At 62.7% G+C, this 14,516-nt stretch carries 8 protein-coding genes; 4 read left to right on the top strand and 4 right to left on the bottom strand.

What is annotated here, in order from left to right:
- Positions 1-281 precede the first annotated feature (281 nt).
- Positions 282-1,703, bottom strand: a complete 1,422-nt coding sequence (gene argG / locus ICL81_RS02235; RefSeq protein ID WP_188033335.1) for an argininosuccinate synthase — start codon at positions 1,701-1,703, stop codon at positions 282-284.
- A gap of 99 nt (positions 1,704-1,802) precedes the next feature.
- Here argG and hrpA point away from each other — a divergent pair, with 99 nt between their 5' ends.
- From hrpA to ICL81_RS02215, 4 genes are all read left to right on the top strand, one after another.
- The gene (gene hrpA, locus ICL81_RS02230; protein ID WP_188033334.1) at positions 1,803-5,726 is read left to right on the top strand and encodes an ATP-dependent RNA helicase HrpA; all 3,924 of its coding nucleotides are present in this window, start codon (positions 1,803-1,805) and stop codon (positions 5,724-5,726) included.
- A gap of 83 nt (positions 5,727-5,809) precedes the next feature.
- The gene (locus ICL81_RS02225) at positions 5,810-7,003 is read left to right on the top strand and encodes an MFS transporter (protein WP_353055387.1); all 1,194 of its coding nucleotides are present in this window, start codon (positions 5,810-5,812) and stop codon (positions 7,001-7,003) included.
- A 200-nt stretch (positions 7,004-7,203) separates the two neighbouring features.
- Positions 7,204-8,562, top strand: a complete 1,359-nt coding sequence (locus tag ICL81_RS02220) for an NAD-dependent succinate-semialdehyde dehydrogenase (RefSeq protein ID WP_188033332.1) — start codon at positions 7,204-7,206, stop codon at positions 8,560-8,562.
- A 115-nt stretch (positions 8,563-8,677) separates the two neighbouring features.
- Positions 8,678-10,447, top strand: a complete 1,770-nt coding sequence (locus tag ICL81_RS02215) for a thiamine pyrophosphate-binding protein (RefSeq protein ID WP_188033331.1) — start codon at positions 8,678-8,680, stop codon at positions 10,445-10,447.
- 600 nt (positions 10,448-11,047) lie between these two features.
- Here ICL81_RS02215 and ICL81_RS02210 read toward each other — a convergent pair.
- From ICL81_RS02210 to ICL81_RS02200, 3 genes are read right to left on the bottom strand one after another with little or no spacing between them, the layout of a single operon-like run.
- Positions 11,048-12,697: an ABC transporter ATP-binding protein gene (locus ICL81_RS02210; RefSeq protein ID WP_188033330.1), complete on the bottom strand. Its 1,650-nt coding sequence runs from the start codon at positions 12,695-12,697 to the stop codon at positions 11,048-11,050.
- Positions 12,694-13,560 (bottom strand): ABC transporter permease, encoded by an 867-nt coding sequence (locus ICL81_RS02205; RefSeq protein ID WP_188033329.1) that lies wholly within the window; start codon positions 13,558-13,560, stop codon positions 12,694-12,696. Before ICL81_RS02205 ends, ICL81_RS02210 begins: the two co-directional genes overlap by 4 nt.
- Positions 13,557-14,513, bottom strand: coding sequence for an ABC transporter permease (locus tag ICL81_RS02200; RefSeq protein ID WP_188022569.1), 957 nt, complete (start codon positions 14,511-14,513; stop codon positions 13,557-13,559). Before ICL81_RS02200 ends, ICL81_RS02205 begins: the two co-directional genes overlap by 4 nt.
- Between the last annotated feature and the right edge of the window lie 3 nt (positions 14,514-14,516).

Below are 14,516 nucleotides of genomic sequence, written 5' to 3'. Positions count from 1 at the left end.
AAGGCTGGGGATGGGGAGGTTTGTCCGCCATGCGGGTCAAAGTGGCTCCGCCTCACACCGCTGACCTAGCCGACACCGGCTGAAGCTTGCGCAAGCTCGTTGACCGCTCCTAGCTGAGTCCGAGCAAGGGCGGGAGGGGCCACTCACGCACACCCCAAACACGAGTAAACCCCTCAAAAAGGGCCGTTTCTGCCGAGACAGATAGTTTCAACGGGTTGAAACTATCGTTTTCGAGAGAAAGGCCCCGTTTCGAGGGGTTTGCCCGTAAAAGCAGCTAAGGCTTAGTCGGTGCCTGCATCGAACGCAGCCGAGAGGCCGAGGGTGTCGGCCTCCTGGTCGATCCCACCAACAGCGTTCGCGATCTCCGATGCGCCGCCTGCTTCGAGCTTGCCAACGAGTGCTGCCGTAGCGCCGCCGACGAGGCCGAGTGCCGCGTACTGCTCGAGACGCTGACGCGAGTCAGCGATGTCGAGGTTACGCATGGTGAGCTGACCGATACGGTCCTGGGGACCGAACGCGGCACCCACGGTGCGCTCCATCGAGAGCTTTTCGGGATGGTAGCTGAGGTTCGGGCCCTCGGTGTTGAGGATCGTGTAGTCGTCGCCACGGCGGAGGCGCAGGGTGACCTCACCGGTCACTGCCGAGCCAACCCAGCGCTGCAGTGCCTCGCGAAGCATGAGCGACTCGGGATCGAGCCAGCGGCCCTCGTACATGAGGCGACCAAGCTTGCGACCATCGTTGTGGTACGAAGCGAGGGTGTTCTCATTGTGGATTGCGTTGACGAGGCGCTCGTAGGTGATGTGCAGCAGAGCCATACCCGGAGCCTCGTAGATGCCACGCGACTTCGCTTCGATGATGCGGTTCTCGATCTGATCCGAGATACCGAGGCCGTGACGGCCACCGATTGCATTTGCCTCGTACACAAGCGCTACGGGATCGTCGTACTCAACTCCGTTGATCGCAACCGGGCGACCTGCTTCGAAGCGAACCGAGACCTCTTCGGTGAGAACCTCGACGTCTTCACGCCATGCTGCAACACCCATGATGGGCTCGACGATGTCCAGGCCGTTGTTGAGGAATTCGAGGTGCTTTGCCTCGTGGCTCGCTCCCCAGATGTTTGCGTCGGTCGAGTATGCCTTCTCGGTCGAGTCACGGTACGGGTAGCCGTTTGCAACGAGCCACTCGCTCATCTCTGCGCGGCCGCCGAGCTCCTCAACGAACTGGCTGTCCAGCCATGGCTTGTAGATGCGCAGGCTCGGGTTTGCCATGAGACCGTAGCGGTAGAAACGCTCGATGTCGTTGCCCTTGTAGGTCGAGCCGTCGCCCCAAATGTCGACGTCATCTTCCTTCATTGCACGCACGAGGAGGGTGCCGGTGACAGCACGACCAACCGGGGTGGTGTTGAAGTAGGTCTTGCCGCCCGAACGGACGTTGAAAGCACCGGTCTGGAGCGCGACGAAGCCCTCCTCGACGAGTGCACGCTTCGCGTCAACGTGTCGGGCAATCTCTGCACCGTACTCCTTGGCGCGCGCTGCGACACCATCAAGGTCGGGCTCGTCGTACTGACCAATGTCAGCGGTGTAGGTGCAGGGAATCGCGCCATTTTCGCGCATCCATGCCACAGCACACGAGGTGTCGAGACCACCGGAGAAGGCGATGCCGACGCGCTCGCCTACGGGAAGAGAAGAAAGAACCTTGGACATGCGACCCATCCTATTAGATTCCCAGGCGGATCTTGGCGCGCCGACGTAATATCCCGCTTCAGACAGTAAACCGGGACACCTGGAATAATGGACACTGTCATGACACTTCCCGCGCCCCGCATTGAGTTTCCATCTGAGCTTCCCGTATCGCAGATGCGAGACGAAATTGCCGACGCCATCCGCGATCACCAGGTTGTGATCGTCGCTGGCGAAACCGGCTCGGGTAAAACGACCCAGCTTCCCAAGATCGCCCTGTCGCTCGGCCGTGAGCGCATCGCGCACACACAGCCGAGGCGGATCGCTGCACGCACCATTGCAGAACGCATCGCAGAGGAGCTCGGCTCTGAGCTGGGTGGTCTCGTCGGCTACCAAGTTCGCTTCACCGATCAAGTGTCGGCCGATACCAAGATCCGCCTCATGACTGACGGCATCTTGCTCAACGCAATCCACCGCGATCGCGATCTCAAGGCCTATGACACGATCATCATTGACGAGGCGCACGAGCGGTCGCTGAATATTGACTTCCTGCTCGGGTATTTGAAGACGCTGCTCCCCCGTCGTCCTGACCTCAAGGTCATCATCACGTCGGCGACGATCGATCCGGAGTCGTTCGCGAAGCACTTCGCTGACGTGCAGACGGGCGAACCGGCTCCCATTATTGAGGTCTCCGGTCGTACGTTCCCGGTTGAGGTGCGGTATCGGCCGCTCGTCGAGAAGGTTGAGCGCCCGAACCCCAAGGGTGGTGCTCCCACTGTGGTGACCGTCGAGCGCGACATGTTCGACGCAATTGGCGACGCGGTCGAAGAGCTCGGCAAGGAGTCGCCCGGCGACGTCCTCGTGTTCCTGTCGGGTGAGGCCGAGATCCGCGACGCAAGCGATGCGCTCCGTGGCAGGGTCGGCAACAACCGCGCTCGGCCCAGCGAGATCCTCCCCCTATATGGTCGACTCTCTGCAGCAGAACAGCACCGCGTCTTCGAGCGTGGGCAGGGTGGCACCCGCCGTATCGTGCTCGCAACCAACGTCGCCGAAACCTCGCTGACGGTTCCCGGCATCCGCTATGTGGTCGACGCAGGTACTGCGCGCATCTCGCGCTACTCAGCGCGCAGCAAGGTGCAGCGTCTCCCCATCGAGGCGATCTCGCAGGCGAGCGCAAATCAGCGCTCCGGCCGTTCTGGCCGCACCAGCGCGGGTATCGCGATCCGCCTCTATTCAGAAGAAGACTTCCTCGCGCGTCCAGAATTTACTGAGCCAGAGGTTCGCCGAACAGGTCTCGCATCGGTCATTCTGCAAATGCTGTCGCTCGGCCTCGGCGACATTGCGAAGTTCCCGTTCCTCACGCCGCCCGATCAGCGCGGTATCGCGGACGGCCTTGGTCTGCTTGCTGAACTCGGTGCGGTCGAAGCGATTGGGAAGAACTCCCGCGGCCGTGGTCGTGGCGGCGCCTCACACAAGATCACCCAGATCGGTCGCGAACTATCACGCCTGCCAATTGAGCCACGCTTCGCTCGCATGGTGGTCGAAGCGCGCAAGCACGACGTCGTGCCGGCCGTCCTCGCGATTGTTGCCGGCCTGACAATTCAAGACGTACGCGAGCGCCCGCAGGAACAGCGCGGCAAGGCAGATGAGCTGCACGGTCGGTTCTCGGATCCGCAGGGCGATCTCATGACGCTCCTGAACGTCTGGAACTACCTCCTTGAACAGCAGGAAGAACTCTCATCGAGTGCCTTCCGCCGCTTGTGCAAGGCAGAGTTCTTCAACTTCCTGCGCGTGCGCGAATGGATGGATCTGTACCGCCAGATCGCCCGTATCGCTGGAGTACCACGCGGCAAGCTCACTCCGAGCGCACAGACTGAGGGCGGATCAGGCGAAGCTATCCACCGTTCCGTGCTCGCTGGCCTGCTCTCGCAGCTCGGTGTGCGCGATGACAAGCAGGATCGCAGCGTGCCAGGCCGTGGTGGTCGCAATGTGGCCGGCACCGGCAAGCGCAAGCCAGCGCAGGAATACCTGGGTTCGCGTGGGACGAAGTTCGTGCTCTATCCGGGTTCGGTGCTCGCAAAGAACCCACCCGAGGTCATCATGAGCGTCGAGCTCGTCGAGACCTCACGCCTGTTCGCACGCTCGAACGCGGTCGTCGACCCGGCATGGGCTGAGGAGCTCGCTGGCCCGCTCGCGAAACGCAACCTGTCCGAGCCGCACTGGGAGAAAAACCAGGGTGCGGCCGTCGCCTATGAACGCGTCACACTGTTCGGTGTTCCCATCGTCGATCGCCGCCGCGTGCAGCTGGCTCGCTTCGATCAGGAGCACGCACGCGAACTCTTCATTCGCCACGCACTCGTCGAAGGCGAGTGGGATTCACCGCAGGCATTTGACCGCGCGAACCGTCAGTTGCGCCGCGAGCTCGAGCAACTCGAGGAGCGCTCGCGCCGCCGCGACATCGTCTCAGACGACGAGGCAATCTTCGAGTTCTACGACGCTCGCATCCCCGCGGACGTCACGTCAACCCGCAGCTTCGAGGGCTGGTGGAAAAAGAAGCGCACGACTGACCCGAACTTCCTGCACCTCAGCCGCGAAGACCTGGTTGAGGACGATGCCGAGGTCGTCGACGAGACCGAGTTCCCGCGCCAGTGGCGTCACGGCGATCAGACGCTCAAGTTGAAGTACCGCTTCGACCCAACAGCCGAAGACGATGGTGTGACCGTTAACGTCCCGCTGCCGTTGCTCCCCCGCCTCGACGGCGAAGACTTTGAGAAGCTCGTGCCTGGACTCCGCCAGGAGCTAGTGACGGCGCTCATTAAGACGCTCCCGAAGGGGATCCGCCGCCATGTCGTGCCCGCAGCGGATTGGGCGCGCACGCTACTTGAAGCAGTGGGCCCCAAGCTCGATGCCGGTGAGGCCTCACTGACCCAGCTGCTCGCTGACGAGATTCGTCGTCGCGCGAGCATGCAGGTGTCGCCGAAGGACTTCGATACTGAGCGGCTGCCTGCTCACTTGACCCCAACGTTCCGCGTCATTGATGCGCGCGGTCGCACGATCGGTGCTGGCAAGGATCTTGCAGAGCTGAAGGCAGCGCACAAGCAGCAAGCGAACCAGGGTGTAGCCAAGGTCGCAGCTGCCGCGATGCCGACGAGTACGCTCGATAAACGCGGAGCTACCACCTGGGACTTCGGAGATCTTCCGAAGTACGTTGACACTGGCTTCGCCAAGGGGCGTGGATCGGGCGCAGGCGTCGTTCGCGCGTACCCGGCGATCGTCGATCGCCGCACGAGCGTCGATCTCGGTCTCGTGGCAGACGAGTCGGAGCAGGTACGCCTGTCGCGCCGCGGCATCCGCCGCCTGCTCGTGCTCAGCTCGCCGTCACCAGCAAGCTACGTCCGCGAGCACCTCTCGAACCAGGAGAAGCTGCTGCTCGGTGCTGGCCCGTACCGCACGCTCGACGCCGCGATCGCCGATGTCTCGCTCGCGGTCGCAGACCGCGTGATCCGCCGCCACTGCCCTGATGGCCTCGTGTGGCGAGCCGAAGATTTCGAAGCAATCGCGAACGACTACGCGCGCAGCCTGCTCGACGAGATCTACGGCGCAATTGCGCTCACGGCCCGCGTGCTCGACGGCGCGCGGCTCGCGCGCAAGGCGATCGACGGCGCGAAGGCGATTCAGGTACTGAGTCAGGTGGCCGATGCCGCAAAGCAGGTTGATGGGCTCGTCTTCGACGGGTTTGTCTCGCAGACCGGGCTCGCCCAGCTCGAACGTCTTCCCGTGTATCTGGAGGGTGTGCAGATTCGTATGCAGGGGCTCCGCGAGAATCCCGGGCGCGACAGGGCCTGGCAGAACGATGTGGATCGGGCGCTTGCGATGTTCGCGGATGCAGGCGGTACCATTCCACTCGGCCCGCGCGCACTCCCGCAAATTGTGCATACCCGTTGGTTGGTCGAGGAACTCCGTATTAGTCTCTTCGCGCAGCAGTTGCGAACTTCTGAATCAGTTTCATTGCAGCGCATCAGAAAGGTGCTTGCCGAGTCGGCATAGTGGCGAAAAACGCTCCCGCGGAGCGGTAGGATTCTGTGATGGGCATCTATCGCGATCTCGGACGGAATCCGGGAGTTTACCGTGTGATCGTTTCCCAGCTCACCGCGAGGTTCCCTTTCGGAATGCTGTCGATCATCTTGCTGCTGCATGTGCAACAGATGTACGGCGACTATACGTCTGCAGGCATCGTGCTGGCTGCGGCGAGTGTCGGTCAGGCGGTCTCTGGACCGCTCGCGAGTCGATTTATGGGCCGCTGGGGCATGCGACCCGTATTGTCGATCACTACGCTGCTGTGCGCTGCGGCGCTTGCCGTCATGGCGTTTGTGCATCTGCCCCTGCTAATTCTGACGGCGCTCGCAGTACTCACCGGCCTCTTCACGCCGCCCGTGACACCGGCCGTGCGCACGATTTACCCCAGACTCGTGCCGAACAATCAAATTGCTGGCCTGTTCTCGCTTGACGCAGCTGCGCAGGAGCTCATCTGGGTCCTCGGTCCGGTCGTTGCAGTCTTTATCACCTCCCAGCTCGGCACGACCGTTGGCTTGTGCACGGCTGCTGGCTTCATGCTGCTCGGCGGCGCCTGGTTCATTTCCAGTCCCGCCCTCGGCACCGTCAAGCTGCCGCGCGCAAAGCGTGGCTTCGGCGCCGTACTGCGGCGCCCCACCGTCATCATCACGACGGTCATTGGCTTCTTCTTTGTCGCGTCCTTCGCGGCAATCGAGGCTGGCATCATTGCCGCGTTCACGCCACCCGGTGATGCAGGCTCCCACGGCAGCAGCATCGAATCAGGCATCGTGCTCGCTTGCTTCGCTGGCGGTTCGCTTGTCGGCGGCTTGCTCTTCGGCCACCGCCAGATGCGCCCCTGGTCGATGCTGCTTCGCATCTGCATCGTGCTCACTGGCACCCTCGCGACGCTCATCAGCCAGGAAATGTGGTTCCTGTGCGTAGTCCTCTTTATTGGTGGCATGGGTACCGCGCCCGTGTTTGCAGCAATCTCGAGTGTCATCGGAACAACCGTGAAATTCTCAGAAACCGCTGAGGCGTACGGCTGGATCGGCACCGGTCAGCTCGTTGGTGTCGCAATCGGTTCGGCAATTGCCGGCATTGCCATCGACTCGAGTGGCGCAATCGGCGCAATCCTCGTCTCTGCGACACTTCTCCTGATCAGCGCGGTTGTTGCCGCGTGCACGATGAAGTGGATCCCAGACATGCTCGGACGCGACATCGAACCACCAGCCGAGACCGGAACATTGACAATTCCGATTCCTCTCAATTAGCCGCGAAGGCGACCAAATCACCAGATTTGGTCGCCTTCTTCGGATTCAGTTGTAAAAACCCATCGATTCGACTGATAACATCCAGACACAAGCTTGATCCTCCCCGAAAAGGCAAGGCGCGGTGCCTAGCATCACCCTCCGAAGTATGGGAGACTTGCTTCACCGAAGCCACCGACGAGTCACTAAGGAGTGAGTCAAGTATGGGCACTTTTGCCGTCATTAACCCGGCCACGGGCGAAACTATTTCGGAATACCCGGAAGCAACCGCAGTCGAGATCGAGGCAGCTCTCGCCTCGGCACAGGACGCATACCAGAACTGGGCACGCAAGACGACTGTTGCCGAGCGTGCAGCACTCGCAAAGCGCGCAGCAGAGCTGTTCGACGAGCGCAAGGACGAGCTCGGCGCAATCATCAACCGCGAGATGGGCAAGCCCCTCGAGCAGGCAGTTGGCGAGGCTGAGTTCTCTGGTGCAATCACCGCTGCATTCGCAGACAACGCTGAGGCATGGCTCGCTGACGAGGAGCTCCAGGTAGAAGACGGTCTCAAGACCTTCTTCCGCTTCCAGGGCACCGGCGTCATCCTCGGCATCATGCCCTGGAACTACCCTTACTACCAGGTTGCACGTTTCGCAGTGCCGAACCTCATTCTCGGCAACACCATCGTGCTCAAGCACGCTGCACAGTGCCCCGAATCGGCTCTCGCGCTCGAGCAGCTGTTCCTTGACGCAGGCTTCCCCAAGGGCGCATACGTCAACGTGTTCGCAACCCACGACCAGATCGCTGACATCATTGCAGACGATCGCGTCCAGGGCATCTCGCTGACCGGCTCGGAGCGCGCAGGCGCAATCGTTGCTGAGCAGGCAGGCCGCGAGCTCAAGAAGTGCGTTCTCGAGCTCGGCGGTTCGGACGTCTTCCTCGTTCTCGACACCGATGATCTCGATCACGCAGTTGAGCACGCTGTTGGCGGCCGCATGGAGAACACCGGCCAGGCATGCAACGGCTCGAAGCGCATCGTCGTTATGGACAAGTACTTCGACGAGTTCACCGAGAAGTTCAAGGCTGCAATTGCAGGCCAGTCGTACGAGGCAGGCGACTTCGGTCCCATGTCGTCGGCTGCTGCGACCAAGGGTCTCACCGCACAGGTTCAGGGCGCACTCGATCAGGGCGCAGACGTTCTCGTGGGCAACAACACCCCCGAGGGCAACCTCTACACCCCGACCGTACTCACCAACATCACTCCCGCAATGGACGTGTACAGCCAGGAGCTCTTCGGCCCGGTTGCGCAGCTCTACCGCGTATCGAGCGATGCAGAGGCAATCGAGCTCGCTAACTCGTCGCCCTACGGCCTCGGTTCGGTCATCATCTGTGACGACCTCGACCGCGCTGAGCAGGTTGGTAACCAGCTCGACGTAGGCATGGTCTTCATCGGCGGCGCAGGCCTCGAAGGTGCAGACGTTCCCTTCGGTGGCGTCAAGAAGTCGGGCTACGGCCGCGAGCTTGGCCGCGTCGGCATGCTTGAGTTCGCAAACAAGAAGCTCTTCCGCTTCGCAGCGAAGTAAGCGCTTTCCCGCATAGCGAATGAGGGGCTCGAGATCCGTTTCGGATTTTGAGCCCCTCTCCGCATATTCAGCCCGCTACACTTCGTAGCAACACGCAGTTTTACAAAGGATGACGATGTCGCATTCCTCTTCTATTTCCCTCTCCAGTGCACTCGCGTCTGCCCTCGCACGGCACGCCGGTCGCAGCTTCGGCCTGATGGGAACCGGCAATGCACATCTTGTCCAAGGGCTCGTTGACCTCGGCGTCCCGTATACCGCGGTACGCCATGAGGCTGGCGCGGTCGCAGCTGCAGACGCGTACACGCGGATCAGTGGCCGCCTCGCCATCGCCACGACTGCCTACGGCCCCGGCTTCACCAACGCTTTGACGTCACTGGCTGAGGCAGCACACGCACGCACCCCGCTACTTATGGTGGTCGGTGATGCACCGACAGACGGCCGTCGTCCATGGGATGTCGACCAGGAGATGCTTGCAGCAGCACTCGGCGTGCGCACGTACGAGCTCAAGGTACGCGGCATTGACGAGATCGTCGACCGCGCCGTCTCGTACGCGCTTCGGGCTCGTCGCCCGGTCGTGCTCGCAGTTCCCTGCGATCTCGTCGTCGCCCCGACGCGCAGCACCACTGGCCCCGTCGATATTCAGCGCATGCCGTCTGAGGCAATCGATGCAAACGACCCCGCGGTGCTCGCCAGCTTGCTCGCCTCGGTGGCAGCCGCTCCGACCAAGCCGTCGATCTCTACTGCTCCCACCAAGATCGCACCGACAAAGCTACAGGTCGACAACGCGGTTTCCGCATTGCTCGCAGCAGAGCGGCCGCTCGTACTTGCCGGTCATGGCGCTGTCCTCGCGTGCGCTCAGCAAGAGCTCGGTGTCATCGCGGACCGCCTCGGCGCACTCACCGCCACGACCGCACTCGCACGCAACGTATTCCCACGTCCCGAGTTTGATCTCGGCGTCTCTGGTGGTTTTGCCCAGCCAAATGCTGGTGAGTACATCGCGTCTGCAGACGTTGTGATTATTGTTGGTGCCAGCTTCGAGCGCGTCTCAGCTCGCTTCCGTTCAATCTTTGGCTCAGCCGCCAAGATCATTCGCATCGATGAGCAGCAGCTCGCTGCCCCTCCTGGGGTGCATGACCAGCGCCACATGATGCTCCAGGGAGACGCCAAGGCGACCCTTCAGACCCTTACTGGCGCTTACGCCACCGCTGGTGGCACGTCCAAGGGCTGGCGCGAAACCGTCGAGGGACTCGAACCTGGCGGCGCGCTCCGCGTGCGTGAGAATGGCCTCGATGCGCATCCCGACGGTATCTGCGCTGACGGCAAGCTCGATCCTCGCTCGGTCGCGGCACGCATAGGCGACATCCTCCCAGAGAACATCCACATCACGGTCGATGGCAACCGCTCCTCGACTTGGCCGAACATGTACTGGCCTGTCGGTTCGCCCGAGCGGCTCATCATGGTGGGCTCAACATTTCACACGATTGGCCTTGGCATCTCCACCATTGCCGGCGTTGCTGCCGCTGCGCCCGCCACGACGACGGTGCTCAGCACTGGTGATGGCGGTGGGCTGATGGCACTCGCTGACCTCGAAACAGCCGTGCGCAACTCTCAGAGTTCCGTCATTGTCGTCTGGAACGATGGCGCTTACGGTGCTGAGGTCGCGCACTACGGTGCGCTTGGGCTCGATGAAGCTCCCATGCTCATCCCCGACGTAGACTTCGCGAGCATCGCAAACGCGTTTGGTGCCCGCGGAGTGACGGTGCGCACCTTGCTTGATCTGACCGCGCTGGAGCACTGGATTGCCGCCGGCGCGACGGGCACCATCCTGCTCGACTGCCGAATCTCGCGCGACATCGTGCCACAGTCGCGGTTCACTGCGCTGTAGGGTCACGGCTTCTGGGGGCCGTGGGCCGCGGCCCTCGGTGTCTCGTCCGAACCCCGCGCCGCTCGCTTCGCAACCCTTGCGTTTCAACCCCGCGAGATCGACTGTTTCTCCCGAAACAGGGCCTTTCATACGCATGAAAGTGCCTCCTAAGTGAGAAACGGCCTTTTTCGTCGTGGTGACGCAGGGGTCTCGGCGTGGCGAGCAGCCACCACAACCCAGCCCCGCGCCACTTTCCCTCAGACTGTGGATGTTCGGTGCGGCCACTGGCCGCGCCCTCTTTTCTCGACAGCGGCGCAGTATGCGCCACAAAGCCCACACCAGTGAGAACGCAATAGTTCGTGGAGCGCTACGCAAGGGCCAGTAGCTGGCAATGTGCTTGATAGGTAGCGGCCCCACTGTGCTGTGCGCCTTCGACGTCGAGCTCCGGTGTGAACTTCAGTTCGAGCCCAAGAAGCGCGAGCTCAACAAATGAGCGGTGGTTGGCGACCGCCACCGGCCACCAACCACCGCTCATGCACCACACAATTCCGGGATACCAGACGCCTCGCAGAGACGACCCTCGCAAGAAAGCCCTTACGAAGGACGACCCGGGCGCCGGGACTAGTCCCAGACCGGCTGCGGCACAGACGCCAACAGCGCCCGCGTGTATTCGTGCTGCGGGTCGGTCAGAATCCCCTCGGTCGCGCCGTATTCCACGATCTCACCGCGTCGCATAACGACGGTCTCGTCGCACACGCGGCGCACAACGCCGAGGTCGTGGCTGATGAAGAGGATCGTCAGCCCGCGCTCCTCCCGAACACGCGCCAGGAGATCGAGCACCTGAGCCTGCACGGATACGTCGAGCGCACTCGTCGCTTCATCGAGCACAAGCACGTCGGGATCAATCGCAATTGCGCGCGCAATTGCCACGCGTTGCCGCTGACCACCGGAAAGTGTGCGCGGATGTGCCGCAGCAAACTCCTCACCAAGCCCAACCGCGTCAAGCAGTTCGATCGCACGCTGCCGCGCGGCCGCGCCCCTCACTCCGGTGTGCAGCGTGATCGCGTCCTCGACTGCCTTGCCGGCAGGGATTCGCGGATCGAGCGACAGGTACGGATCCTGGAACACCATCTGCGCACTTCGCGCCCGTTGGAGCCGCTCAGCCCGGTTGCGCGGGACCGCCGTGCGCGATGCACCAGCGATGCGGAGTTCGCCGCCGTCCGGCTGCTCGAGTCCGATGATCATGCGCGCCAGGGTGGACTTGCCAGAGCCAGACTCCCCCACGACGCCGAGTGCGCCACCGCGCGGAATCGCGATGGAGGCCTCAGCGACCGCGGTCACTGGAGCCTTGCCACGCGGGTAGTAGGTCTTCGTGAGTTTGTCAGCGAAGACCATGGGCTCACTCGCACCACCATCCGCAGAACCAGCACCATGCGCGCCAACCGCACCAGCGTCAGTCAGTACCGCAGCCGCTTCTCCGGCAGACCCCACACCGTCGACCGCAATGCTCGGTGTCGCAGCGATCAGTCGCTTGGTGTACTCGGTTGTCGGGTCAAGGAAGATCTGTCGCGCGGTACCGCGCTCCTCGATCCGCCCCTTTTGCATGACGGTCACGCGGTCGCAGATGGATGCGGCCAGGTTGAGGTCGTGCGTAATGAATAGCATGCCCATGCCGCGCGCATCGCGCTGCTCGCGCAGCACATCGATGATCTCTGCCTGGGTTGTGACGTCGAGTGCGGTAGTCGGCTCATCGCAAATGAGGAGCTTCGGCGAGCTCGTGAGCGCACCCGCGATCATGACGCGCTGCAGCATTCCGCCAGAGAACTCGTGTGGATACTGGTCGAGGTGTTCCTCGGGGCGCGGCAGCCGCACTGCGCGCAGGAGTTCGATCGCTTGTGCCCGCGCTTCGGCGGCAGGTACTCTCTGGCACAGGCGAAGTGACTCGGTCATAAAGTCACCGATCGTGCGCATGGGGTTGATGCCTGAGCGCGGATCTTGAAACACCATCGATGCGCTGTGCCGTCGCACGTCCAGCAGCGTGGCACGGGAGGAGCCGAGCACTTCGTGGCCGTCGATCCGCACACTGCCGCCCAGGCGAGCGTTCTGCGGCAGCAGGCCGAGCACCGAACGTGCAGTGAGCGATTTGCCAGAGCCAGACTCGCCAACGAGGCCGACCGTCTCCCCCGGCGCAACCGAGATTGAGATGTCATCAAGCAAGCGCTTGCCAGTGGGCAGGTCGAGCGTGAGACCTGAAATTTCGAGCAGGGTCATGCGACCACACCTCCTCCGATACGTTCGGACAGTTCTTCACCGATAATGTTCACGGCAACGACGACGAGGACAACCGCGATGGCGGGAACGAGGGCGGGCAGGAAGTGCCCGCCAACGATACCGGCCTGCGCCTCGTTGATCATCGCACCCCAGTCAGACATCGGCGCTTGCACTCCAAGGCCAAGGAACGACAGGCCAGCGAGCTCGGCGAGCACGTATCCGAAGTTCAGGGTCGACTGCGCGCCAACGATCGGCGTAATGTTCGGGAGCACGCGGCGCAGCGCGATCCATGCCCCGCCGAAGCCGGCGACGCGGTACGCGGCAACGTATGGGCGGTGACGCTCAGCCGCGATGAGCGAGCGGGTGAGTCGCGCAACATACGGGATGTACGCGATCACCATTGCGGTGACCGGAGCGACGAAGCCCTTGCCGAACAGCGCAACCGCCATGATCGCGATGAGCAGCGCGGGGAACGCGAAGATCACGTCAAAGATGCGGCCGAGCACGGCGTCGATCCGGCCCCCGCGCCAGCCTGCGAGGAGGCCGAGCAGGATGCCGAAGATCGTCGAGAAGATCACGACAAGCAACGGACCGAGGAGCGCGGTGCGAGCACCGAACGCCATGCGGCTGAGGATGTCGCGGCCAAGGCCGTCGGTGCCGAGCCAGTGCGCGACTGACGGGCCGGAATAGAACGCGAGGAAGTCGACTTCGTCCGGGTCATACGGTGCCACGATCGGCGCGAAGATCGCCGCGAGCGTGAATACCGCAAGCACGACGACGCTGCCAGTGAAGAGCCAGTTCGCTCGGCGTACCCGTGGGGCACGCATCACGCGAACGGCAGTTGTTGCATTCGGGACGGTCATCGTGCATCAGCTCCTGCCGCAGCTCGGGGGTCAATGAGGGGTTCGCAGAGATCGACGATTGCGTTCACTACGACGAACGCGGTCACCACGAAGAGTGTGATCGCCTGCACGACCGGGAAGTCGAGACGATCGACCGACTGTACGAGCAGCGAGCCGAGGCCCGCAACGCCGAACGCCGTCTCGACGATCGTGCTCGCGACGAGGAGGCCCGCAACGAGCAAACCACTCACGGTCACGATCGGGCCGATCGAGTTCCTGAACACGTGGCGGCGGATCACGACACCACGCTTCAGACCACGACTCGTCGCGACCTCCACGTGCTCTTTGCCAACCTGCTCGATCATCGACGAGCGAGTGACCTTACCGACGAGCACCACGAAGGTGATCGCAAGCGCGAAGGAGGGCAAGATCAGGTGATAGACCGTGTCCCAGAACCCCTCGCCTGAACCGAACGTCGGGAACCAGCCGAGGGTCACCGCGAAGACCGCGATGAGCACGATCGACCCGACGAACGATGGGATCGCGCCAAGTACGGTGAGGAAGATGAGCGTCGCGCGATCCGCGAACTTGCCCTTGTTTAATGCGGCAATGACGCCGGCCGTGATGCCGATGATCGCGATCATGATTGCCGACATAGCGACGAGGCCGAGGGTGACCGGGAGTCGGTCGCCGACGACGACCGCTACGTCCTGTCGGAACTGCAGGGAGCGGCCGAAGTCGCCCCGGAACATTCCGAAAAGCCAATTGATGTACTGCTGCCACGGCGGCAGGTCCAGGCCGAACTGTTCAGTGACGGCCGCAACCGCCTCCGGGCTTGGCTTGCGGCCACGGAGGAGGAAGCGGACGGGGTCACCAGGTACTAAGAACCTGGAAAAGAAGACCAGGAGCGACGCTAGGAACAGCGTCAAGAGCAACGCCCCGAGTTTCGAGGCGATGCGGCGTGCGTATGCCATTCG

Origin of the sequence: Leucobacter sp. cx-328 (genome assembly GCF_014530035.1) — a bacterium.
Taxonomy (GTDB): domain Bacteria; phylum Actinomycetota; class Actinomycetes; order Actinomycetales; family Microbacteriaceae; genus Leucobacter.
This window is presented reverse-complemented; position numbering and strand designations above follow the sequence as displayed.